The 23177-nt window shown below is 72.6% G+C and carries 18 protein-coding genes; 14 read left to right on the top strand and 4 right to left on the bottom strand.

All coding sequences use genetic code 11. The features are described 5' to 3' along the window. Positions 1-14 precede the first annotated feature (14 nt). From ADK67_RS04040 to ADK67_RS03995, 10 genes are read left to right on the top strand one after another with little or no spacing between them, the layout of a single operon-like run. Complete coding sequence (locus tag ADK67_RS04040) at positions 15-1286, top strand: beta-ketoacyl-[acyl-carrier-protein] synthase family protein (protein WP_053715019.1); 1272 nt, start codon at positions 15-17, stop codon at positions 1284-1286. Continuing rightward, positions 1283-2512, top strand: coding sequence for a beta-ketoacyl synthase N-terminal-like domain-containing protein (locus ADK67_RS04035; protein WP_053715018.1), 1230 nt, complete (start codon positions 1283-1285; stop codon positions 2510-2512). The genes ADK67_RS04040 and ADK67_RS04035 overlap by 4 nt, the downstream gene beginning before the upstream one ends. After that, entirely contained in the window at positions 2509-2757 is a 249-nt protein-coding gene (locus ADK67_RS04030; protein ID WP_053715017.1) for an acyl carrier protein, read from the top strand. Before ADK67_RS04035 ends, ADK67_RS04030 begins: the two co-directional genes overlap by 4 nt. Then, complete coding sequence (locus ADK67_RS04025) at positions 2747-3538, top strand: SDR family NAD(P)-dependent oxidoreductase (protein WP_053715016.1); 792 nt, start codon at positions 2747-2749, stop codon at positions 3536-3538. Before ADK67_RS04030 ends, ADK67_RS04025 begins: the two co-directional genes overlap by 11 nt. 15 nt (positions 3539-3553) lie before the next feature. Next, a complete protein-coding gene (locus tag ADK67_RS04020) occupies positions 3554-4444 on the top strand; it encodes an aromatase/cyclase (RefSeq protein ID WP_053715015.1) in 891 nt (296 codons plus the stop codon). An 11-nt stretch (positions 4445-4455) separates the two neighbouring features. Continuing rightward, complete coding sequence (locus ADK67_RS04015; protein WP_231648005.1) at positions 4456-5373, top strand: MBL fold metallo-hydrolase; 918 nt, start codon at positions 4456-4458, stop codon at positions 5371-5373. 13 nt (positions 5374-5386) lie between these two features. Further along, on the top strand, positions 5387-6952 hold the full coding sequence (locus ADK67_RS04010) for a class I adenylate-forming enzyme family protein (protein ID WP_053715014.1): 1566 nt from the start codon (positions 5387-5389) through the stop codon (positions 6950-6952). A 24-nt stretch (positions 6953-6976) separates the two neighbouring features. Beyond that, on the top strand, positions 6977-8524 hold the full coding sequence (locus ADK67_RS04005; RefSeq protein ID WP_053715013.1) for an acyl-CoA carboxylase subunit beta: 1548 nt from the start codon (positions 6977-6979) through the stop codon (positions 8522-8524). 13 nt (positions 8525-8537) lie between these two features. Beyond that, on the top strand, positions 8538-8732 hold the full coding sequence (locus tag ADK67_RS04000) for an acyl-CoA carboxylase epsilon subunit (protein WP_053715012.1): 195 nt from the start codon (positions 8538-8540) through the stop codon (positions 8730-8732). A gap of 45 nt (positions 8733-8777) precedes the next feature. Continuing rightward, on the top strand, positions 8778-10544 hold the full coding sequence (locus ADK67_RS03995; protein ID WP_053715011.1) for an acetyl/propionyl/methylcrotonyl-CoA carboxylase subunit alpha: 1767 nt from the start codon (positions 8778-8780) through the stop codon (positions 10542-10544). A gap of 31 nt (positions 10545-10575) precedes the next feature. On the opposite strand, the gene ADK67_RS03990 is transcribed toward ADK67_RS03995, so the two are convergent. Further along, positions 10576-12624 carry a family 43 glycosylhydrolase gene (locus ADK67_RS03990; protein WP_053715010.1) on the bottom strand — a complete coding sequence of 683 codons (2049 nt, stop codon included), beginning with the start codon at positions 12622-12624 and terminating at the stop codon, positions 10576-10578. Between the two features lie 461 nt (positions 12625-13085). On the opposite strand from ADK67_RS03990, the gene ADK67_RS03985 reads away from it, so the two are divergent. The 4 genes from ADK67_RS03985 (at position 13086) to ADK67_RS03970 (ending at position 17441) form a co-directional block, all read left to right on the top strand. Then, positions 13086-13964 carry a carboxymuconolactone decarboxylase family protein gene (locus ADK67_RS03985; protein WP_082403201.1) on the top strand — a complete coding sequence of 293 codons (879 nt, stop codon included), beginning with the start codon at positions 13086-13088 and terminating at the stop codon, positions 13962-13964. A 34-nt stretch (positions 13965-13998) separates the two neighbouring features. Continuing rightward, positions 13999-14382, top strand: coding sequence for a MerR family transcriptional regulator (locus ADK67_RS03980; protein WP_053715009.1), 384 nt, complete (start codon positions 13999-14001; stop codon positions 14380-14382). A 542-nt stretch (positions 14383-14924) separates the two neighbouring features. After that, positions 14925-15788 (top strand): hypothetical protein, encoded by an 864-nt coding sequence (locus ADK67_RS03975; RefSeq protein WP_053715008.1) that lies wholly within the window; start codon positions 14925-14927, stop codon positions 15786-15788. Positions 15789-15890: 102 nt separating this feature from the next. Next, positions 15891-17441 carry a pentapeptide repeat-containing protein gene (locus ADK67_RS03970; protein ID WP_157619900.1) on the top strand — a complete coding sequence of 517 codons (1551 nt, stop codon included), beginning with the start codon at positions 15891-15893 and terminating at the stop codon, positions 17439-17441. A gap of 67 nt (positions 17442-17508) precedes the next feature. On the opposite strand, the gene ADK67_RS03965 is transcribed toward ADK67_RS03970, so the two are convergent. The 3 genes from ADK67_RS03965 to ADK67_RS03955 form a co-directional block, all read right to left on the bottom strand. Continuing rightward, positions 17509-21780, bottom strand: coding sequence for a patatin-like protein (locus tag ADK67_RS03965; RefSeq protein ID WP_063797494.1), 4272 nt, complete (start codon positions 21778-21780; stop codon positions 17509-17511). Between the two features lie 125 nt (positions 21781-21905). After that, the gene (locus ADK67_RS03960; protein ID WP_053715006.1) at positions 21906-22085 is read right to left on the bottom strand and encodes a hypothetical protein; all 180 of its coding nucleotides are present in this window, start codon (positions 22083-22085) and stop codon (positions 21906-21908) included. An 89-nt stretch (positions 22086-22174) separates the two neighbouring features. Beyond that, the gene (locus tag ADK67_RS03955) at positions 22175-23119 is read right to left on the bottom strand and encodes a GlxA family transcriptional regulator (protein ID WP_053715005.1); all 945 of its coding nucleotides are present in this window, start codon (positions 23117-23119) and stop codon (positions 22175-22177) included. Positions 23120-23177 lie beyond the last annotated feature (58 nt).

The following is a 23177-nucleotide window of genomic DNA, read 5'->3' as shown; positions in this document are numbered from 1 at the left end:
ACGTGGGGTTGAACATGACGGGCAAGCGAAGGGTCGTGGTGTCCGGCATCGGTGTCGTGGCACCGGGCACACCAGGGCGGAAGAACTTCTGGGACCTGATCTCCTCGGGGCGCACCGCGACCCGGACCATGACGCTGGTCGATCCGACGCCGTTCCGGTCCCAAGTCGCGGCCGAGGTCGACTTCGACCCGGCGTCGTGCGGCCTGACCGCCGCCGAGGTGGCGCGGCTGGACCGGGTGGGGCAGTTCGCGCTCGTCGCCGTGCGGGAGGCCGTCGAGGACAGCGGGATCGACCTGGGTCTCGGCGATCCGGGGCGGACCGGCGTCGTGGTCGGGACCGCGGTCGGGTCGACCCCGGCCCTGGAGTCCGAGTACGTGCGGATGAGCGGGCACGGCAGCACCTGGGAAGTGGACGAGTCCAAGGCCGGCCCGCACTACTACGACTACTACATCCCCAGCTCCATCGCCGCCGAGCTGGCCGTCGAGGTCGGCGCGGAAGGGCCGGTCTCGGTCGTGTCCAGCGGGTGCACCTCCGGGCTCGACGCCGTGGCGCACGCGGTCGAACTCGTGCGGGAAGGCACGATCGACCGAGCCGTGTGCGGTGCGTCCGACGCGCCGATCTCGCCCATCACGATCGCCTGCTTCGACGCGATCAAGGCGACGACGCCGCGGCTCGACGAGCCGGAACGCGCGTTGCGGCCGTTCGACAAGAGCCGCAACGGGTTCGTGCTCGGCGAGGGCGCGGCGATGTTCGTCATCGAGGAGCTGGAGTCGGCCCGCCGGCGGGGAGCGCCGATCTACGGCGAGCTCACGGGCTTCGCGAGCCGGTGCAACGCCTACCACATGACCGGGTTGCGCCCGGACGGCGTGGAGATGGCGGCGGCGATCACCGCGGCGCTCGACCAGGCGGGCATCGCGCCGACCGACATCGGGTACGTCAACGCGCACGGGTCGGGCACCAAGCAGAACGACCGGCACGAGACGGCCGCGTTCAAGCTCGCGCTCGGCGAGCACGCGTACCGCACGCCGGTCAGCTCGATCAAGTCGATGGTCGGCCACTCGTTGGGCGCGATCGGCTCCATCGAGATCGCGGCGTGCCTGCTGGCCCTGCAGCACGGGTTGCTGCCGCCCACCGCGAACTGGACCGAGCGCGACCCGGAGTGCGACCTCGACTACATCCCGGTCCGGGCCAGGGAAGCGTCGCCGGAGCACGTGCTCAGCGTGGGCAGCGGGTTCGGCGGGTTCCAGAGCGCCATGATCATCTCGAGGTCGGGTGCGACGCGATGAAACCGCACATCACCGGCCTGGGCATCGTCACGCCGTTCGGCGTCGGCGTCGACCCGTACTGGACCGCGCTGCTCGACTCGACCAACGGGATCGGCCCGATCACCCGGTTCGACGGCGGCAAGTACGCCACCGGGCTCGCCGGTGAGCACACCGGGTTCGACCCGAGGGACCACCTGCCCGCCCGGCTGCTGCCGCAGACCGACCGGGTCACCCAGTTCGCGCTGGTCGCCACCCGCGAGGCGCTCGACGACGCCGCCATCCCCGACGGGACCTACTCCGAGCACGCCTCGGCGGTGGTGACCGCGAACAACGGCGGCGGGTTCGAGTTCGCGCAGAAGGAGATGCAGGCGCTGTGGTCGCGCGGCCCGGCCCACGTCAGCGCGTACCAGTCGTTCGCCTGGTTCTACGCGGTCAACACCGGCCAGATCTCCATCCGGCACAACCTGCGGGGAGCGGCCCGCGCGCTGGTCACCGACGACACCGGCGGCATGGAGGCGATCGGCCAGGCACGACGGCAGCTGCGGCACGACTGCGAGCTGGTGCTCGCCGGCGCCGTGGACACCAACCTCTGCCCGTGGGGCTGGTCGGCCTACACCAGCGCCGGGCTCATGGCGACTGACCCCGACCCGCGCACGGCGTACCGGCCGTTCTCGCCGCACGCCGACGGCTTTGTGTCCGGCGAGGGCGGGGCGATCATGACCGTGGAACGGCCCGACCGCGCCGGTGCGCGCCCGGCCTACGCCGAGATCGCGGGGTTCGCGTCCACCTTCGACGGCGTGGCGCGGGACGGCCGCGGCCTGGAACGCGCGATCCGCGTCGCGCTGCGCGACGCGGAGGTGGACGCGGGCGACGTCGACGTGGTGTTCGCCGACGGGTTCGGCACCCGCGAGATGGACGACCGGGAAGCGCGGGCGATCGACGCCGTGTTCGGCCCGGGAGGCGTCCCGGTGACCGTGCCGAAGACCGGCATCGGCCGGCTCGGCTGCGCGGGCAGCGCGCTCGACGTCGCGACGGCGTGCCTGGCGATCGCCAAGCAGGTCGTCCCGCCCACGCCGCGCTACCAGCTCTCCGACGCGGCGAGCGCGTTGCGCGTCGTCGACCACCCGGCCCCGGGCCGGGTCCACACGGTCCTGGTGCTCGCCAGGGGCCGCGGCGGCTTCAACTCGGCGATGGTGCTGACGAAGCCGCACACCGAACTCCGACAAGACAACGGGAGAACGCAATGAACATCGACACCCTGACCGCGGTGCTCCGCAAGGTGGCGGGCGAGGACGACAACGTCGACCTCGCGACGGACGTCAGCCCGGACACCTCCTTCGACGACATCGGCTTCGACTCCATCGCGTTGCTGGAGGTGCTGAACCTCCTCAAGCGCGAGCACGGGGTCCTGCTCGACGACGACGTCCTGGAACACGCCAAGACGCCGGCCGCACTGCTCGACGTGATCGAGGAGGAGCGCGATGCTGCCTGAGCACACCGACGACCGGGTCGCGCTGATCTCCGGCGCCACCAGCGGGATCGGCCTGGCGATCGCCAAGCGGCTGGGCGCCGCCGGTTACCGGGTGTTCCTCGGCGCCCGGGACGCGCGCCGCGTCAAGGAGACCGTCGCGGACCTCGCCGAACTCGGCATCACCGCCGACGGCCAGTCTTGCGACGTGCGGCACGAGTCGCAGGTCGAGTCCTTCGTGGCCGCGGGCGTGGCGGCGTTCGGGCCCGTCACGACCCTGGTGAACAACGCGGGCATCCCCGGCGGCGGCGTCACCAGCGGCCTGTCGACCGAGCTGTGGGACAACGTCGTCAACACCAACCTGCGCAGCGTCTTCCTGATGTCGCGGCACGTGCTGACGACCGGCGGGATGACCACGCGCCAGGCCGCCCAGATCATCAACATCGCCTCGACGGGCGGCAAGCAGGGCGTCGTCCTGGGCGCGCCCTACAGCGCCTCGAAGCACGGCGTCGTGGGCTTCACCAAGGCACTCGGCCTGGAGCTGGCCGGCACCGGCGTCACCGTGAACGCCGTCTGCCCCGGCTACGTCGAAACCCCGATGGCGCACCACGTCCGGGAGAACTACGCCCGGATCTGGGACGTGTCCGAGGCCGACGTCCTGGCCAAGTTCGAGGCCAAGATCCCGCTCGGCCGGTACACCACGCCCGACGAGGTCGCGGGCCTCGTCGAGTACCTCACCACACCGCTGGCCGCTTCCATCACCGCGCAGGCGCTCAACGTCTGCGGCGGGCTGGGCAACTACTGACGTGAGGGCACCGCAATGGAGACCACGCACGACATCACGATCGACGCCGAGCCCGGCGAGGTCTACGCCCTGCTCGCCCACGCCGAGCGCTGGCCCGAGCTGTTCGAGCCGACCATCCAGGTCACGCACGTCGAGCACCGCGGGACGACGGAGACCTTCCGGATCTGGGCGAGCGCAGGCGACCTGGTGAAGTCCTGGACGTCGGTGCGCGAGCTCGACCCCCGGTCGCACCGGATCACCTTCCGCCAGGCGGTGCCGGCGTCGCCGATCGCGTCGATGAGCGGCACCTGGGTAGCCGAGGAGGACGGCCCGGGGCGCACCAGACTCCGCCTGCTGCACACGTTCTCGGCGGTCGACGACGACCCGGAGGCGTTGGCCTGGATCGAGAAGGTCACCGACGAGAACAGCCGGACCGAACTGGCGAACGTCAAGGCCGTCGCCGAGCGGGGGACGGGCGAGGTCCGGACGTTCGCCGACTCCGTCCGGATCGCCGCCGCGGCCGACGCGGTGCACGCGTTCCTCTGGGAGGCCGAGCACTGGACCGACCGGCTGCCGCACGTCGCGGCCGTGCGGCTCGACGACTACGGCACGGCCGACGTCCAGTCGCTGCGGATGACGACCCTGTCCCAGGTCGGCGAGCACGAGACGATGTCCATCCGGATCACCGAGGGCACCGGCCGCATCGGCTACAAGCAGCTCGACCTGCCGCCGCTGCTCGACCTGCACCTGGGCAGCTGGACGATCAGAGCGGGCCAGGGCGAGACCGTGCTCACCTCCGAGCACACCATCCGGCTGCGCCCGGAGGCCGCCCGCGACCAGGCGAACCTGGCCAAGGCGCGCGACGCGCTCAGCGCCAACAGCATGGCCACGATGCTGATCGCGAAGTCGCTGCTGGAGGGGGTCTGACCGTGTCACGCGTGCGGATCGACCTGCCACCCGCGCCCACGCCGGTGGAGCTCGCGCCGGGGGTGTTCGCCTACCTGCAGGAGCACGGCGGCTGGTGCGTCAACAACAGCGGTGTCGTCGTGGGCGCGGACGGCACGACGGTGATCGACACGTGCGCCACCCGGGACCGGACCGAGGCGCAGCTCGCCGCGGTCCGGGCCCTGGCCCCGCAGCCGATCGACCGCCTGGTCATCACGCACTTCCACGGTGACCACGTCTTCGGCGGGTGCTGGTTCCCGGCGGGCACCGAGGTGGTCGCGCACGTCGAGGCCGCCCGGGAGATGGCGGCGAGCGGCCTGGGGCTGACGGGCCTGTGGCCGGACGTGCGGTGGGGCGAGCCGGAGGTGCGGTTGCCCGACTTCACCTACGAGGACCGGCTCGTCCTGCACGACGGCCGCCGCACCGTGGAGCTGATCCACGTCGGGCCGGCGCACACCCGCGGCGACACGGTCGTGTGGCTGCCCGAGCAACGCGTGCTGTTCGCCGGTGACGTGATCATGTCGGGCAGCACCCCGTTCCTGCTGATGGGGTCGCTGGCCGGGATGCGCGCGGCGGTCGCGTCGGTGCGGGAGCTGCGGCCACGGGTGGTCGTGCCGGGGCACGGACCGGTCGGCGGTCCCGTGCTGCTGGACGACACCGAGCGGTACCTGGACTGGCTGGACGGGGTCGCGACGGCGGGGCACCGGGCGGGCCTGCCACCCGCCGCGGTCGCGGAGCGGACGGACCCGGCCGAGTTCGGCCGGTGGGGCGAGCCGGAACGGCTGGTCGCGAACCTGCACCGCGCCTACGCCGAACTCGACGGCGCCGAGCCGGGAGCGCCGCTGGACGTCGTGGCGGTGTTCGCGGAGATGGTCGCGCTCAACGGCGGGTTGCCGGAGTGCTTCGCATGAGGACGAGCTGGTGATGGGGGACGTCATGGACGACACGATGCGTTGGCCGGCCGCCGGGCGGTCCTGGGTGGCGGCCGAGCCGCTGCCCGAGCCGCGGCCGGCTGAAGTGGACACCTTGCTGACCGAGGCCGTCCGCGCCGGCGCCGACCGGCCGGCGGTGCGGGTCGGCGCCGAGACCCTGACCTTCCGGGACTGGGACGACGTGGCGTCCTCGGCGGCCAAGGCGCTGGGCACGGCCGCACCGGGCCGCGGTGTGGTCGGTCTGGTGGCCGACCTCGACCCGGTGTTCCCGGCCTACTACTACGGCACGATCCGCAGCGGCAACGTCGTCGCGCCGATCAACCCGCTGCTGCCCGCGCCGGCCGTGGCCCACGTGCTGCGGCTGGCGATGCCCTCGGCCGTGCTGGTCTCCGACGCCGGACTCGACGCCCTGCGCGCCAAGCTGGCCGACCAGGGGCTGCTCGACCTGGTCCAGGAGGAGATCCGGGTCGACTTCGGCCGGCTGCTCCGGCTGCGGACGGGCGGGGCGCCCGCGCTGCCGGACGACACCGCCGCGCTGATGTTCACCAGCGGCTCGACCGGCCGGGCGAAGGCGGTCGCCTACAGCCACCGCAACGTCCTGGTCAACGCCGCGCAACTGGCCGACGCCCACGGGCTCGCCGGGTCGGGCGGCCTCGCGCACAGCAGGCCGATCTTCTACCCGATGCACATGAACGCGGCGGTGCTGGCCGGGGTCCGGCAGGTCCTCGTCGGTCATCGACGGGTGCTCGACTCGGTGCTCGCCGCCGACGAGGCGGAGGCCACCCACCTGTACTCCCTGCCGGTGCGGCTGGAGCAGCTGGCGGCCGACCCGGCGTTCGGCTCGGCCCGGGTCCGGCACCTGCGCATGGTCGGCTCCGGGAGCACCGCGCTGTCGGAGAAGGCCGCCACCCGGATCGCCTCGACGCTCGGCGTCCCGTGTTGGCAGGGCTACGGGCTGTCCGAGACCACCTCACTGGTCAGCACCGAACGCGCCGGCCACGAGCGGATCGGCTCCGTGGGCGCCCCCGTGCGGGACGTCGCGGTCCGGGTCGCCGCGCTGGACGACCCGACCGCGGAGCCGGTGCCGACCGGGGCGGCCGGGCAGGTCTGGGTCGCGGGCCCGAACGTCATGCAGGGCTACCTCGACGGTTCGGGGGTGACCGCGGTGGGGCCCGGCTGGTTCCCGACCGGCGACTACGGCACGGTGTCCGCGGCCGGCCTGCTGACCGTGATCGACCGCATCGGCGACCTGGTCCGCAAGGGCGGTGCGGTCGTCTCGCCGTCGTCGGTCCGCCGGAGGCTCGAAGCCCACCCGGACGTGGCGGAGTGCGAGGTGGTGGGCGTCCCCGCGACCGGAGGCGGCCCGGTCCGGCTCGCCGGGTTCGTGCGGACCGCCGCCGCCACCACCGGCGCGACGGTGAACCTTTCGGGCACGGACCTGCCGACCGCGGACCTGGACGTCCTGACGGTGGTCGAGTCCCTGCCCCGCCTGGCCAACGGCAAGGTCGACAAGGCGGCGCTCGTCGCACTGGCACAGCACAACCGGCTGCCCGCCTGAGGGCGCGCACCACGAGGAGGAAACATGGTGCACGACGCGGTCGGGAAGATCGCCGAGCTGAAACGCGCACTGCTCGACGACGATGACGAAGCCGCGCGGCGGCAGCGGGGCAAGGGCAAGCTGACCGCCCGCGAGCGGATCGCGCTGCTGCTCGACGAGGGGTCGTTCCAGGAGGTCGAGGGCCTGCGCCGCGCCCGGCACGCCGGCCTGGGCCGGGCGGACCACCGCCCGCTCAGCGACGGCGTGGTGACCGGCTGGGGCACCGTGCACGGTCGGACGGTCTTCGTCTACGCCCAGGACTTCCGGATCCTGGGCGGCGCGGTCGGCGAGGCGCACGCGGAGAAGATCCACAAGGTGATGGACCTCGCCGTGGAGGCCGGCGCGCCGCTGGTGTCGCTCAACGACAGCGCGGGCGCCCGCATCCACGAAGGCGTCACGGCGCTCGCCGGGTTCGGCGGGATCTTCCGGCGCAACGCCAAGGCGTCGGGCGTCATCCCGCAGATCAGCGTCATGCTCGGCCCGTGCGCCGGCGGCGCCGCGTACAGCCCGGCGCTGACCGACTTCACGTTCATGGTCCGCGGCATCTCCCAGATGTTCCTCACCGGGCCGGACGTGGTGGCCGCGGTGACCGGCGAGCGGGTCACCATGGACGAGCTCGGCGGTGCGGACGTGCACAACCGGCTCTCCGGCGTCGCGCACTTCGCCTACGACGACGAGCGGTCGTGCCTGGAGGACGTCCGGTTGCTGCTGTCGATGCTGCCGGCCAACAACCGGGAACGCCCGCCCGCCCTGCCGTCGGCCGACCCGGTCGACCGCCGCGCCGAGGCGCTCGACCACCTGGTGCCCGCGGACGGCAACCGGCCCTACGACATGCGGGCGGTCATCGAGGAGGTCGTCGACGACGGGTTCGTCCTGGAGGTGCAAGAGGGTTGGGCGACCAACGTCATCTGCGCGTTCGCCAGGCTGGGCGGCCAGGTCGTGGGCGTGGTGGCCAACCAGCCGTCCGTGCTGGCCGGCGCCCTGGACATCGCGGCGTCGGAGAAGGCGGCGAGGTTCGTCCAGACGTGCGACTGCTTCAACATCCCGATCGTCACGTTCGTGGACGTGCCCGGCTTCCTGCCCGGCGTGAACCAGGAGCACGACGGCATCATCCGGCACGGCGCGAAGCTGCTGGCCGCCTACTGCAACGCCACGGTGCCGCGACTGTCGGTGATCGTCCGCAAGGCCTACGGCGGCGCGTACATCGTCATGGACTCCCGCTCGATCGGCGCGGACCTCGTCCTGGCGTGGCCGGGCAACGAGATCGCCGTCATGGGGCCGGAAGCGGCCGTCGACATCATCTTCCGGCGCGACATCGCCGCCGCGAACGGCGACCGCGAGGCGGTTCGCCGGCAGAAGATCGACCTGTACCGGGCCGAGCTCATGCACTCCGCCTACGCCGCCGAGCGCGGGCTGGTCGACGACGTGATCGAACCGGCCGACACCCGGCGGGTGCTCATCCGCGGCCTGGAGATGCTGCGCACCAAGCACGCCGACCTGCCGCTGCGCAAGCACGGCAACACACCCCTGTAGGGAGGGAGCGGTCATGGCCGACGAACCGGTCCTGCGGATCGAGTCCGGAACGCTCGACGAGGACGAGCTGGGCGCCCTGCTGGCGGTGGTGTGCCTGGCCACCCGGCGACCACCGGACGACGCGCGGCTCCTGGCCGCGCCCCGGTGGCTGCACCCGGAGCGGGCCGCGGTGTTCGTGCCGCCCAACAGCTGGCGCAGCGCCGGGTAGCGGTCGGTCCGAGCGGGCCGACCGAGCACAGAGAGGGAGTCGCAGGTGCACAAGGTTCTCATCGCCAACCGGGGCGAGATCGCGGTCCGGGTGATCAGGGCGGCGCGGGACGCGGGGATCGCGAGCGTCGCGGTGTACGCCGAACCCGACGCCGACGCCCCGTTCGCCCGGCTCGCCGACGAGGCGTTCGCGCTGGGCGGCCGGACCGCGGCCGAGTCCTACCTGTCGGCGGACCGGATCCTGGAGGTCGCGCGGCGGTGCGGCGCCGACGCGATCCACCCCGGCTACGGCTTCCTGTCGGAGAACGCGGACTTCGCCCAAGCCGTCCTCGACGCCGGCCTGACCTGGATCGGGCCGAGCCCGCAGGCCATCCGGGACCTCGGCGACAAGGTGACCGCGCGGCGGATCGCCGAACGGGTGGGCGCACCGCTCGTCCCCGGCACCGGGCGTCCCGTCGACGACGCCCGGGAGATCGTCGACTTCGCCGAGCGCCACGGCCTGCCGGTCGCGATCAAGGCCGCGTTCGGCGGTGGCGGGCGTGGCCTGAAGGTCGCCCGTTCCCTCGACGAGATCCCGGAGCTGTTCGAGTCGGCGACCCGCGAGGCGGTCACCGCGTTCGGCCGCGGCGAGTGCTTCGTGGAGCGGTACCTGGACCGGGCACGGCACGTGGAGGCCCAGGTGCTGGCCGACCGGCACGGCAACGTCGTCGTGCTCGGCACGCGTGACTGCTCCCTGCAACGACGGCACCAGAAGCTGGTCGAGGAGGCGCCGGCGCCGTTCCTGACCGACGAGCAGCGGCGACTGGTCCACGACTCGGCCAAGGCCATCTGCCGGGCGGCCGGGTACTCCGGGGCGGGCACGGTGGAGTACCTGGTCCAGGGCGACACCGTGTCGTTCCTGGAGGTCAACACCCGGTTGCAGGTCGAGCACCCGGTCACCGAGGAGACCACCGGCGTCGACCTGGTGCTGGAGCAGTTCCGCATCGCCGAGGGCCACCCGCTGGAGCTGACCGAGGACCCGGCGCCGCGCGGGCACGCGTTCGAGTTCCGGATCAACGGGGAGGACGCCGGCCGCGGGTTCCTGCCCACACCCGGCCGGATCACCCGCTACCGCGAACCGGGCGGGCCGGGCGTCCGGGTCGACTCGGGAGTCGTCGAGGGCAGCGTGATCGGCGGCCAGTTCGACTCGATGCTGGCCAAGCTCGTCGTGTGGGGTCCCACCCGTGAGCAGGCCCTGCGCCGGGCCCGCCGCGCGCTGCGCGAGTACGACGTCGAGGGGATCGCCACCGTGCTGCCCTTCCACCGCCTCGTCGTGGACGACCCCGCGTTCGCCGGGGGTGGTTCGTTCGACGTGCACACGAAGTGGATCGAGACCGAGTGGCACAACCCGGTCGAGCCGCACCACCCCCAACCGACCACCGCCGACGAACTCCCGCGCCGGCGGCTGGTCGTGGAGGTGAACAGCCGCCGCGTCGAGGTGTCACTGCCTGCCGACCTCACCGCCCTCGTGGACGGTGCGACACCGGCCGCGGCGACCGCCGGCCAACCCCGCCCGACCGCGCGCAGGCGCACCGGCGGCATGACCCTCGTGTCCGGCGACGCGATCGTCGCGCCGATGCAGGGCACGGTGGTGAAGGTCGCGGTGTCCGAGGGGCAGCCGGTCGAGGCGGGCGACCTCGTCCTGGTGCTGGAGGCCATGAAGATGGAGAACCCGGTCACCGCCCACAAGGCCGGCGTCGTCACCGGCCTGACCGTCGAGCCGGGCGCGTCGGTCACGCAGGGGACGGTGCTGGCACAGCTGGGGGAGCGGTGAACCCCGGGGGACGGGGTTCACCGCCCAAGCCCTAGCCTGCGACGCGGTGGAAGGTCCAGCGCTGGTTGGCGCTGCCGACGTCGCGGTACTGGATCAGCGCGGCGCCGTCGGCGGTGCTGCCTCCGCTGACGTCGAGCACCTTGCCGCTGTGGCGGTTGACCACGGTGAACACGCCACCGGTCTGCGGGCGCAGCTGCCACTGCTGGCTGGCCCGGCCGTCGGCGGTCGCCTGTACGACCCGTGCGCCGTCCGCCAGGGAGGACCCTGCCACGTCGAGCACCTTGCCGCTGCCGACGCACGTGACGGTGTGGTAGCCGTCCACTGTGGACTGGAAGGCCCAGTGCTGGTTCGCCCTGCCGGTGTCGGCCCACTGGACCACGGCGGCGCCGTCTGCGCCCGACCCGTTGGAGACGTCGACGACCTTGCCGCTGCGCGCGCTCACGCACTTGTAGGCCCGGGTGGGTGCGATCGTGTACTGCACCGAGTCGACGTCGACGTGACCGGTGCCGTTCGGGTTGTAGGTGTAGATGCCGACCCGGTCACCGCGGTAACCGCCCCAGGTGAGCTGGTAGGTGCCGCCGAACGGGGTGAACGCGCTCCCGTCGAGGCTGTAGGAGAACCGGCTGACCCCGTTGACGTCCCACGAGGTGCGCAGCCACACGGCGTTCTGCGTGATCACCGGACCTTGGGTCAGGCCGCCGCCGACGTTGTGCTCGATGGCGGTCGTGGTCCCGGCGCGCCGGACGCCCAGCCCGGCGTAGGTCGCCGCGTAGTGGCACAGCCCGGCGTGCTGGCCGTCGGCGAGGCCCGCCAGTTCGAGGCGGACCGTCACCGTCGCGCCGCCCGCGGTGCGCAGCACCCGTTGGGTGAGCGTGTTCCCGGCCTTGGTCAGGTTGTCCGCCGCCAGGGGCGCGAACGCCTTCAACCGCAGGAAGCCGGGGCGTTCGGTCAGCGACCACCGGTCCGCGCGCGGCTGGTAGTGCCACTCCCACTGCGGCTTGAGGCGGGTGTCGGTGAACAGGTCGCCGGTCACCACGGGGGGCAGCGCGTCGACCGGCAGGCCGGGCGTGCCGCCGGCGGGCACCCGGCCCGTCCAGACCATGTTGCCAATGCCGTCCGCGCCCACCGAACCCAGGATCGGCCAGCCGTCCACCCAGGTCACCGGCAGCAGCGACAGCACCCGTCCCTCCCAGCGGCCGGTGCCGTGGTGGGTCACCCAGTGCCACGCGCCGTCCGGCGCCTGCACCAGCCCGCCCTGGTTGGGCTCGCGGTCCGCGGAGGGGGAGACGTGCTGCAACTGCCTGGTCTCGAACGGGCCGAAGAGGCTGCTGCCGCGGTTCATCATGACCACCCGGCCCTCGGCCTTCACCTCGCTGAAGAGGTGGTAGTAGGTGCCGTCGATCTTGTAGAGCTTGTTGGCCTCGCTGCCCCGTGACTGGTGGATGACCCTTGAGGGGCCCACCAGCGACTTGCCGTCCGCGGACAGCTTGAACACGTGCACCTTGTAGGCGTCCGCGTAGTGCGTGGTGACCAGGTAGCCCTGGCCGTCGTCGTCCCAGAACGGGCACACGTCGTTCCAGCCGGTGGTCCGCCACACCGAGTGCAACGGCTCCCACGGCCCGGTCGGCGACGGTGCCGACGTCATGAAGAAGCCTTCGTCGGGCGTGTTGAAGTACAGCCAGTACCGGCCCGCGTGGTGGCGGAGGGCCCCGGCCCACACGCCGCGGCCGTAGCGGTTCATCCGGTCCCAGTTCAGCTCCGGTCCGATGCGGGTGAGGTCGTCGACCGCGCCGCCGATCGTCCGCCAGTTGACCAGGTCCTTCGAGTGCAGGACGGCCATGCCGGGCGAGTACCCGAACGTGCTGGTGATGCCGTAGTAGTCGGCGCCGACCCGGATGCAGTCCCAGTCGCTGAGGTCGGCCGGGATGATCGGGTTGGCGTAGGTGCCGTCACCCTGGTCGCCCCACTTGCCGTCCGAGAACGAGGCCGCCGCCGTGCCTGGTGGCAGCAGGCCCGGCAGCACGAGCGCCCCGGTCCCGACCGCGGCGATGCGGCCGAGCTGTCGTCTGGTGAAGTCCACGATGCTGTCCTCGGTTTGGGGAAGTGACGGCCGATCGGACCGGCCCGCTGGTCTTGTTAGCGCTAACAATCAGGCTTCACTGGGACGACGTCATCTGGTCTTCAAGGGGTTCTCCTCGGCGGAGCGGTGCCGGCACGCGACGTGCTGCCCGGCAGAGCGGGCGGCAGCGCGGAAGTCGAGGCCATAGGCGGCGGTTTCAGGCCGTCCGGGCCATTGCTTCGCGTTGATGTTCAATGCGTTGCGCAACATCCTGCAGTGAGCGGATCCCGGAAGTCAACGCCCGGTTCCCCGTCCGGTCACCCGTTGGGCGGCCGTAGGTCCGACCACGCGCCTGAGAGCGGTCCCAGGCGCCACCGTGTGAACGTTCCGGCCCGCGTTCTCCTGTTATCGCTCACATCATCGGCCGTCCGCACGCGCGATGGTTTGACTTCGAGCGCGCGCGAAGACCTAGCGTCGCCGGCATGACCAAGTCAGATCACGACACCACCGTCAACCGACGTTCGCTGCTGGCCGCCGGCGCGCTGATCGGCGCCGTCGGCGTGTCGACGGCACCGGAGGCGTCAGCCGCATCGGGCCGGTACGCCAGGGGCATGGCCGTCCTGCGGCAGGTCTCCGGTGACCGCGGCGCCGAGGTGGTCAAGTCGCTGTCGGACATCGCACCGGACCTCGGCCGCTACATCGTCGAGTTCGCCTACGGCGACGTCTACGCCAGGCCGGGGCTGGACCACCGGCAGCGGCAGCTGGTGACCATCGGAGCCCTGGCCGCGCAGGGCGACACCGCGCCGCAGCTCCGGTTCCACCTCGACGCGGCGCTCCAGGTCGGGCTGAGCCCCGTCGAGATCGTGGAGGCGCTGATCCACATCGTGCCGTTCGCGGGCTTCCCCAGGGCGCTCAACGCCGTGCAGGCCGCCCGGCAGGTGTTCGCGGACCGGGGGATCACGGTCGAGCCGCCGGTGCAGACCGACCAGCGGGACCGCTACGCGCGTGGCGCGGAGAAGCTGGTGGAGGTCGACGGGCAGCACGGGCTGGACGTGATCGAGTCGTTGCGGGACATCGCGCCCGACCTCGGCCGCTACGTGGTCGAGTTCGCGTTCGGCGACGTGTACTACCGGCCGTGGCTCACGGTGCGGCAGCGGCAGCTCGTGACGATCGGCGCGCTGACCGCGTTCGGCGACGCCGCACCCCAACTGCGGGTGCACCTGGGCGCCGCGCTGCGCGTGGGGTTGAGCCGGGGTCAGGTGGTCGAGGCGCTGATCCACGTCGTGCCGTACGCCGGCTTCCCCCGCGTCCTGAACGCCGTGACCGTGGCCAGGGGCGTGTTCGAGGAGCTGCCGGGTTGACTTCGAGCGCGCTCCAACTCCTACCGTCGACGGCATGAACCAGACGAGCGTGCTGTCGATCGCGGAAACGGCCGAGGCCACCGGCCTGACCGCGCACACGTTGCGCTACTACGAGCGGATCGGCCTGCTCGACCCGGTCGGCCGCGGCCCGGACCGCCGGCGCCGCTTCCGCAGCGCCGACCTGGCCTGGCTCGCCTTCCTCACCCGCCTGCGCACCACCGGCATGTCCATCCGGGACATGCAACGCTTCGCCGAGCTGCGCAGGCAAGGCGACGCGACCGCGCGGGAACGCCTGGAGTTGCTGGAACGGCACCGCGACGCCGTCCGGCGGCGGATCGCCGAGCTCTCCGACTGCCTGACGTCGTTGGACGCGAAGATCGACCACTACCGAGAGCTGAGCGCCCACGGCACGCACTGACCTCCGCCGGCGTCACCCGACGAAGCACGCCTCCGCCCTTGTCACACGTTCGGGTACATCGCGTAATCCTCCGCGCCGGCGGGCGATGTCAGAAGTGAGACTGTCCGTCCACCGCCCCGGCCGCACGGCAGGCGGTGAGCAGCGACCTCGGCGGAGGTGGCCGATGGCAAGACGTGCTGATCGCATCCGGGCAGCGCTGGGCGGAAGCGTTCTCGGCCTGCTGGTGATCGCCGCCTGCGCCCGACAAGGCGACGACAACCGACCGCGGGACGCGGTGCGCGGGTCGGCTACCGGCACGACCACGTCCGTGACCGGGACGACGCAATCCCCAGGGGTTACGACGACATCGGCCGGGGGAGTCACGACCGTGTTCATCCCGCCCATCGTCCGATCCGAGAAGTCCGCTACCCGAACGACGACGGGTCATTGCGGCATACCGGGGTTGTCGTGCACGCCCACCACCACCGCAGGCCCCACCACGAACGATCCCCCCACCACGTCGAAGCCCGAGCCGTCGCCGACACGGCCGGCCGGATGACCGGATGAGCGTCGACCAAGGCGCCGCACCGGGCACCGCACCGAGCAGTGACCAGCGGAACGTCCTGGAGCAGATCAAGACGGTCCTCGACGTCGCCGCGCCCGCGACCGTGATCACCGCGCTCTTGGTCTACATCGGGTGGATCAGGAACCAGGCGTACTACGGCTACTTCGGCATCAGCCAAGGCGTGCTGAAGCCGTCCCTTCAGGACTACGCGTTGCGGAGCGTCGACGTCACGTTCGGGGCCGTGGCGCGGATCGCCGTCTGCGCCCTCCTCTTCCTGGGCGTCGACCGGGCGGTCTCACTGCTGCGCGGCAGATCGGCCACGGGGCGGCTCGCGCGGTACGCGGTGGCCGGGATCGTCGTGGTCGGCATCGCCTCGTTCCTGGTGGGGCTGCTGTTCCTCGTGGGCTTTGACCCGGCGTTCCCGATCGCACCCTTCGGCGGGGCGGCACTGCTGGGCGCGGGCGCCATCCTGGTGATCAGGTTCTGGTCGGCGGCCAAGAGCGCCAGGGGCGTCCTGTACGTCGTGCTGTTCCTCGGGCTCTTCTGGGCGGGCACCCTGTACGCCCAGGACCTGGGGCAGCGAGCGGCCCGCGGCGTCGAGGAGGACCCCAACCCCACCCGGCTCCCGCTCGTGACGGTCTTCAGCGACGACTACCTGGACCTGCCCGGCTCGCAGGTCGAGCCGACCCAGAACGAGCATCGGGGAAAGCCGTTCTACCGCTACACCGGCCTGTCCCTGATGACCTACTCCAACGACCGCTGGTTCCTGATAACCGGTCGGTACAACGACGACTACCGGCCGTCGGTCGTCATCCTGAAGGACACGCAGTCGGTCCGGGTGGAGATCGCCGCGTCGCCGTGACGCCCCTACGGTTCCGCGCACAGCTCACCTGGTCGAGTGAAATCCGAGTCGATCCGCCCGGAGAGGTGAAGCGTCCGCGGGCGGGTTGCCGACTTGATCGGTGTGACCGATTCCGCCGGCGCGTCGAACCCGCCTGCCGCAGCCCTGTCGCGCGCTCCGCTGCCGAGGTGGACGGTGCCGGTGGTCGCGGGTGTCGTGCTGGTGATCGCGGGTGTCGTGCTCGTGGTGCTGTGGCGGTGGGTCGACGGTCTCGCGCTCGCCGACGCGGAGCAGCGGGCGACCGCCCACCTGGACGTCATCAAGACGGCGTCGGCCATCGCCGTGGGCGGCGGTGGCGTGTTCGCGCTGTACCTGGCCGCACGGCGGCAGCGCACCCAGGAACTGGAGCTGCAGGTGCGTCGTGACGAGCTGCGGAACCGGCAGGTCGAGCTGGAGCAGCGCGACCGGGCCCAGCGTCACGCCGAGGAGGTCGCCGAGGCCAACGGGAGGCACGCGGAGCAGGTCGCGGGTGACGGTCGCCACGACGCGGCCGAGCGACGCGTGACCGAGATCTACACGAAGGCGGCCGAGCAGTTCGGTTCGGACAACATCACGGTGCAGCTCGCCGGTCTGTACGGCTTCGAGCGCCTGGCCGACGACCAGCCGCGAATGCGCCAGACGGTCGTCAACGTGATCTGCTCCCTGCTCCGGATGCCGGTGACCGATTCCGGCGACGCGACCGCGCGCAGCCGCAACGCGCAGGTCCGCTCGGCGGCGCAGCGCATCCTGATCGAGCACCTCCGCCCGTCGCCCGAGTCGGCTTCCGCGACGTTCTGGGACGTCGGCCTGGACCTGTCGAAAGCCACCCTGGAGGACTTCAGCCTCACCGGCTGCCACGTCCGGAAAGCGGTGTTCACCGAGACGACCTTCACCGGCACGTGTGACTTCACGGGTCTGGCGACGGGCGAGGAACTCGACCTCGTCGACGCCACCTTCGACGGGCCGGTCCTGGCCGCGGCGGCGCGGGTCGGCGGTGACCTGGTGCTCGACGGCACGCTGTTCCGGACCGAAGCGGACTTCCACGGACTCCGCGTCACCGGCGCCGCGACGTTGACCGGCACCCGGTTCGCGGCCGGCGTCACGTTCCAGGGCGCCGCGTTCGAGGGCGCCTTCCGGTGCGCCGACGCGCGGTTCTCAGCCGCCGCGATGTTCGCGGGCGCGACGTTCCGCGAGTCGGTCGAGATCGAGTCGACGGCCTTCGACGGTGAGGTCAACTTCCGGGGCGCGGACTTCTTCGGCGCCACCCGGATCTCCTCGAGCACGTTCGCGGACGAGGTGTGGTTCGTCAAAGCCGAGTTCAGCGCCGGCACACCCCTGTTCTCGCACGTCGTGTTCAACGGTGACGCCTGGTTGCACGCGATCGGCCTCCGCAACGGCATCCTCTTCGACCGCGTCTCGTTCGCGGGAGCCGCGGACCTGAGCGACTGCGAGAACGCCGTGGCGAACGACGTGCGCGCCAGGCGGGTGCCGCTGTACCGGGACTGGCCCGCCACCTGGCGCGTGTCAGCCGTGTCCGCCGACGACGAAGGCCAAGAGTGGGAAGCGCTCGTCGACGACGCCGGCCCGAGCCGCTTGGAGTACCCGGACGTCCTGTGGAACTTCGCCCAGGACTGACCGCCCTCTGCGGCCCTCCGGAGCCGGCGGGGACGGCACGGTCCACCCGACGACCCGCCGGCAGGAGCTAGGAACCGGAGCGTGCCGGAGCTTCGCGCGCGACCGGGCGCCCCGGCCCGGGACCGGTCGGTGCGGGAGGCGCCGGCGCGTGGCTCTCGATGTCGACGTACCACCGGGAACGGCGGCGGCGCAGGTGGATGACGTCCAAGGTGTCGGCCCGGCCCAGGGTCGCGACCGCGGCCGTGCGGCCGTCCGGTTCGACACCCTCGAGCGAGAAGTCCTGCGGGCAGCGGTCCAGGTGGGTGGCCAAGGCCACGGCCGCGCGTTCCGAGCGGTGGAAGGACAAGCGCCACAGCGCGGTCGCGTCGGCCGTCCGGGACGCCTCCACGTACCGCCGTGCCGCGGTCCGTGGGTCTTCCGCGCCGTCGGTCGCCGGATCGGGCGGCCACAGCCCGGCGCGGATGCGGGCCGCGATCCGCTCGCCGCGCGGACCGAGCACCGGCCCGCCGTCGGACTGCCGCACCAGGTGCCGGTAGAGCAGGCCGCGGCCTTCCAGCAGGACGCGCAGGGTCGACGTCACCAGCGCGGGGTTGCGGTAGAGGGACACCGTGGCCTCGTCCACCAGGTTCCGCCGCAGGCGCTTCCACGCGCGCACCGGCACGAACCACGGCGTCACCAGGACCAGCACGAGCGCGGCGACCGCGGCGGTGACCAGGGCGGTCAGCGCCCACCAGTCGGCGCCCGCCCAGCGGCCGACGACACCGTCGCCGGCGGGATCGGTGCCGGGTTCCAGGCCGACCAGCACCAGGACCGCGACCGCGTACACACCGCCGTACACCAACGCCCACCCGGCGGTGACGGCCGCGGGGTGGAAGGCGCTCTCGACCGTCCAGCGCCGGTCGGCGTCGGCGAGCCACCGCTGGAGCCGCCGGCCGTGCACGCACGCCGTGATCACGCCGAACAGCACCGCCGCGACAACGCACCCGGACATGATCCACAGGGCGGTCGGCACGGGCCGGATCAGCGCGGCGATCAAGAAGTACCCCAGCACGGCCACCGACATGGCGGCGACGGCGGGCCCCGGACGCCTGGTCACGGCGGGACGACCCGGCCGGCGGCGCGGGCGGGCCAGGACGCCGAGCGGGGTGCGCAGCGGCGACCGCAGGCTGCCGATCACCAGCAGGCCGCCGACGGTCAGCGCGATGAGCAGGAACGCCGAGGCGGCGGGCAGCGTCGGCCCGCCCGGTCCGCCGTGCAGCGACACCTGCAACGCGTGCGCGGCCAGCGGCAGCACCGGCGTGAGCAGCACCAAGCCGTGCAGGAGGCTGCCGCTGCGCAGGGCCGCGTACCCGAACGCGGCGAGCAGCGACGCTCCGCCGACCGCCGCGGCCACGCTGCCGGGACCGTCGCGCAGCACCCCGAGCAGCGCGAGCGCCAGCGCCAGCCCGCCGCCGCCGAGCGCGAGCACCGCCAGGAACCGCGCGATCGTGCCGCCGCGGGTCAGCCCGACCACCGCCCAGTACGGCAGCAGCGCCGCGCCGCGCAGCCCGCGCGTGATCGGCCGCATCGCCTTGATCCCGCCCAGTCCCGAGTTGTCGCTGTCGAGCACGGTCACCGCCACCGCCGCGGCCGTCGCCGCCGTCCGGATGGCCTGGTCGCTGGACACCTCCTGGCCGAGCGGCTCCCGGCCGATCGCGGCCCGGTCGAAGGCCTTCAGCGCCCGCAACCCGGTGTCCCGCGCGGTCGACGGCAGGCCCGGGTCGACCTGGGAGAGCTGGTCGAGCAGGGCTTTGTGCTCGCGGACGAACCGCGCGCCGTTGGACCGGGTGTCGGCGCCGTCGTCGAGGTCGCCCTCGACGGCCACGCGCAGGTGGGGCAGCTCCTCGGCGGCGATCCGCGCCTGGAGGCCCCACGCCGCGAGCGCGGCCAGGCACGGGGACACGGGCTCCAACGCGTCCGGCCGGATCGTCCCGTCGTACACGCGTGCCAGCTCGCGTTCCGCGCCCGCGATCGCCCGGTCGACCTTCGGCTCGCCGGTGGTCCGCCCGCCGAACAACGCGTCGGTGAGCTCGTCGACCGCCGTTCGGGCGCGACCGGCCAGCACCTCCTCCCGGTTCGGCACGTCCGGGCCGACGGTCTTGTGCTCCAGGTCGGCGACGCGGCGGAGGCGGCGCTGGTCGCACAGCACCCGGCAGAGCATGGTGGCCGCGTCCAGCCGGCCCCAGATCCAGTCGTTGACCCGCCAGGAGCGCTTGAGGAACCCGCCGAACCGCCCCAGCGCCAGCCCGCCCGCCTTGTCGTCGGAGGTGGTGCTGAACTCGGCGAAGTCGTTGTCGGTGTGCAGGCTGAGCTGGATCAGCTCGATGGACCGGTCGTACCCGGTCGGCGACTCGTCGGCCAGGCACGCCGTCGCCACCTCCAACGCCAGCAGGCGCGACAGCCACGCCGGTTGCCGCGCGGTGTCGGCCGCCTGGTCGGCGGTGAGCTGCGCGGGGGAGTCGGCGGGCCGACCGGCCAACGCGGACTCCTTCTCCGGCAGTTCCGGCTTCAGCAGGAGGTACCACGGCGTGAGCCCGCCGCTGTCGCGCTGCTCGTCGGTGAGCGCGAACAGGATGCGGCACGCGTCGGCGACCACCCGCCCGATCGTGTCGACCTCCGTGCGCACCTTGTTGCCCACGATCCCCGGGCCCTCGCCGATCATGTCCTGGGCGAAGGACTCCAAGCGGGCGGCCCAGTATTCGAAGTCCAGCCTTCCCGCCGGGTTCTCGACCCACCGCCGGTCGCGTTCGGCGCGCAGCGCCCGCACCCGTTCCCGCACCCAGTGCAGCTCCAGCCGGGCCGCGCCGATCAGTTCCGCGGCACGGTCGAGAGGTTCCGGCCGGTCGGCCGGGACGACCCGCAGCAGGCGTTCGGTCAGCTCCATGACGGCACCGGCGACGCCGTCGACGATCGTGAAACCCCACCGCCAGCCGTGCCGCCCCAGCAGGTCGTCCGCCACGGCCGGCGGCGCGTCCGGCGGCACGTAGGGCAAGCCCTCGCGACCGTTCAGCCGGGCCCGCTGGGCGCTCTCCGCCGCCTGCCGCACCCGTTCGAACGGCCAACGCTCGGTGTTGGAGCCGACGACGTCGAGCTGCCGGGTCGCGATGTCCCGCGCCGCCCGCCGCACCCTGAGGTCCTGGTAGTGCGGGTGCAGTGCCTCGACCAGCGCGTACAGCCTGCCGGGCACCGTCAGCCCCGTCGGACCGTCCCGGCGGTGCTCGTCGGCCAGCCGGTCCAGCACCTCGTCCCGGCTGCCCCGGCGTGACGCGGCGACGCGGTTGTGCTCCTCGATCTTGTCCACGTAGGTCTTGGCGCCCTGGTTGCGCAGCGCCGCCAGCAGCCGCCCGCCGGTGCCCAGGGTGGTGGGCACGAAGTCCGGGTCCGCCGGCGCGGGTTCGTCGCCGGGCAGCTCGGAGTGCGGGAACAACAGCAGCATCACCCGCCGCACGGGTCCGCCGGCGGGCATCCGGTCGATCGCCTCCAGCGCCTCGGTGGTGGGCGTGTTCGCCAGCAGCCCGCCGTCCACGGCGAACCGCGACCGGTCGGTGCGCGACCGGTCGGCCCAGGAGGCGAACTCGCCCATGTCCGGCCGATCCGGCCCGACGACACCGTTGACCGGGACGTACGAGGGCTCGAACGCGAACGGGAACGACGCCGACGACCGGGCGGCCAGCGCCAGCTGCGCCACGCGGGCGCGGAGGTCGTCGGGCCGGAAGTCGTCCCGCGGCTGGAGCTCGTCACCCCTCCTCCCGTGCAAGGGGTGGTCGCGGCGGAACGTGAACGTGCACCGGTGCTCGTACTGGGTCAGCGGCTGCCCGAGGTCGTCGAACGTCGGCTGCGGCACCCCGTCGAGCACGGTCGTGGTGATCCGCAGGTCGATCGGGCGGTCCTCGGGCCGGGTCGGCTCGTGGTCGGCGATGAGCCCTTCGAGCGCTTCCCGCAGCCGGGGCAGGAAGAACTCGTCGCCGCGCAGCAAGGACACCGGCTGGCCGAGGAACGGCGTGCGCAGGAGCTGCTCCATCCGCCCCTGCTCCGCCCACAGCCCCCGCAGCTCGTCCAGCCGGGCGTTGGCGTTGACCTGGGAGAGCGCGAGCGCGGCCCCGTTGATGCCGCCCGCGGACGTCCCGGAGATCACGTCGGCGCGCGCCTTGCAGCCGGCCATCGTCAAAAGGGTTCCGTAGACGGACGTGCTTCGCGTGAGGCGGTCCAGCTCCAAGACCGCGCCACCCATCCAGACAGCCAGGCTCACCCCGCCGTTGAGGACGACGGCGAACCGGATCTCCTCGGGCTCGACAGGCACAACAGCCTCCCCGGGTCATGCGAACCCGTCGGGCGGTTCCACCCGAGCGGGTGTACATGTAATCGTCCGGAGAGTGCAGCGGGTTACGACTCGCCGCGTCGAGCCGGCTCCTGGTTTCGCCGTTCCTACGCCCGGAACAGCTCCCAGCGGGGCATCAGCACGAACGCGGAACCGCACAGCCAGACGACCCGGCCGGCGACGACCAGGCCCGACACGTCGCCCGTCAACGAGCCGACCAGGCCGACGGCGACGCTGATCACGAGCAGCGACAGACCCCACCGCTGCCACCACCACAGCCCCGTCAACGCGCCGTTCCGACTCGCCTCCGACGCACCTGCGACCGTGACGGTTTCCCGGACGACACGGCATCGCCCGAAACGGGGCAGGGGCGGTGTCACCCCAGGCGGAACGTCGCCCGGTACGCGGTGGGGGTGACGCCGAGGACGCGGTGGAAGTGCCGGCGCAACGTGGTGGACGTGCCCATGCCGCAACTGGTCGCGATCCGGTCGATCGAAGCGTCGGTGCGTTCGAGGAGTTCCTGGGCGCGGGCGATCCGCTGGTGGTGGAGCCAGTCGAGCGGTCCGGCCTGGAGTTCGGCCCGCATCCGGCGGGCGAGTTGGCGGGTGCTGAGGTTGGCGTGCCCGGCGAGGTCGCGCACGGTCAGGGGCTGGTCGAGCCGGGCGCGTGCCCACTCGAGGGTGGGTGCGAGGCCGTCCTGGCGTCGTGGCTCGGCGGGCGGGGTGATGAACTGCGCTTGGCCGCCGCTCCGGTGGGCAGGCACGACGAGCCGCCGTGCGATCCCGTTGGCGGCGGCGGCGCCGAGGTCGCGCCGCACCAGGTGGAGGCAGAGGTCGAGCGCCGCCGTCTTGCCCGCCGAGGTGAGCACGTCGCCCTCGTCGACGTAGAGCACGTCGGGTCGGACGTCGACCTGCGGGTAGCGGCGGGCGAGGTCCTCGGCGTGCATCCAGTGCGTCGCCGCGACCCGGCCGTCGAGCACCCCGGCCGCCGCCAGGACGAACGCGCCGGTGCACAGCGACGCGATGCGGGCGCCGCGGTCGTGGGCCGCGCGCAGCGCGTCGAGCAGGTCGGGGTCGGGGTTGTCGTCGAGGTCGTCGGACGACGGCACGACGACGGTGTCGACGTGGGCGATCCCGGCGTACGACGTGGTCGGCAGGTGCGCGAGCCAGGGGTGCGGTGCGCCGTCGGCGGTGCAGACCACGAGGTCGTACCACTGGCCGGTGGGGGACAGGTCCGAGCGGTCGACGCCGAAGATCTCGGACGCGATCGCGATCTCGTACAGCATCGCGGAGCCGTGCAGGACGAGGGCGATCCTGAGCATGTCTCATATTGTACGACACACGTCGTTTCGGACACTCGTGCCGGACCGGTGTCGCACC

It is taken from the genome of Saccharothrix sp. NRRL B-16348 (assembly GCF_001280085.1).
Lineage (GTDB): Bacteria > Actinomycetota > Actinomycetes > Mycobacteriales > Pseudonocardiaceae > Actinosynnema.
This window is presented reverse-complemented; position numbering and strand designations above follow the sequence as displayed.